Raw genomic sequence first — 1,205 nt, 5'->3', positions numbered from 1 at the left:
CCGCCGCAGCGCCGCGCCCGGCCGCGGCGCGGTCGGCGTCCGGCTCCGAGGACGACTGGGAAACGTTCTGAAAAGCCGGAAGGCCGGGTGCGGGCCAAGCCAGGCACAGGCCCCGGCGCCCGGCACCCGGGCGCTCAACGCGGCAAGGGCTTTTTGCTGCAAAATTGATAGCTAATCAGGCAATCGATCCGCCGGCGTGAGGCCTGTTTCCCCATGAATGGGCCCCGGCAGCGCCCGTGCCCTCCGGGCCGCACGATGGCCCGGCGCGGCCCCCTCAAAGCTGCGCGCCTTCCACCAGAAACTGCACCCGCCGATCGCCCTTCCACTCGTTCACGTCCAGCCGGAACGCCAGCAGCACGCGCGAGGGCAGCGGTTCGGTGTGGCCGAACCAGATGCCGTCCACCGGCTGGCCCTGGTGCAGCAGCTTGAGCGACAGGTGGTGCTTGTTCTCGCCCACCAGGCGCTGCGACAGCACCTCGACCTCTTCGCTGAAGGTGGGCGGCGCAAAGCCCTGGCCCCAGACCTCGCGGTGCAGGGTGTCCACCATGTCCGCGCGGCAGTATTCGGGGGCCAGGGGCCCGTCGGTGTCGAGACGGCGGGTGAGCGTGGCGGCGTCCAGCCACTCCTGGGCGACCTGGGCGAAGGCGCGCTCGAAGGTGGCGAAGTGTTCCTCGGCCACCGTGCAGCCGGCCGCCATGGCGTGGCCGCCGAACTTGAGCAGCGTGCCCGGGTGGCGCTTGGCCACGAGGTCGAGCGCATCGCGCAGGTGAAAGCCTGGAATGGACCGCCCCGAGCCCTTGAGTTCGTGCCCCTTGCCCGGCGCGGCGCTGGCGGCGAAGACGAAGGTCGGGCGGTGCAGCTTGTCCTTGATGCGCGAGGCGACGATGCCCACCACGCCTTCGTGGAAGTCGGGGTCGAACACGCTGATGGCCGGCGGGGGCTCGGTGCCTTCCTCGAACAGGCTCTCGGCCATGAGCAGCGCCTGCTCGCGCATGCCGCCCTCGATCTCGCGGCGCTCGCGGTTGATGGCATCGAGCGTGCGGGCGAGTTCCGCGGCGCGGCCGGGGTCGTCCGTCAGCAGGCATTCGATGCCCAGCGTCATGTCCGCCAGGCGCCCCGCGGCGTTGATGCGCGGCCCCAGGGCGAAGCCGAAGTCGAAGGTGGTCGCCACGGGCGCCTTGCGGCCCGCGGCGTCGAACAGCGCG

General features: G+C 71.5%; 1 protein-coding gene. It reads right to left on the bottom strand.

Going from position 1 to position 1,205, the window contains the following annotated elements; translation table 11 throughout:
• Positions 1-274 precede the first annotated feature (274 nt).
• On the bottom strand, positions 275-1,205 hold a 931-nt coding region (locus AC27IQ_RS24990; RefSeq protein ID WP_487091218.1), incomplete at its 5' end, for a single-stranded-DNA-specific exonuclease RecJ.

Source organism: Acidovorax sp. KPB24-07 (assembly GCF_057543315.1).
This window is presented reverse-complemented; position numbering and strand designations above follow the sequence as displayed.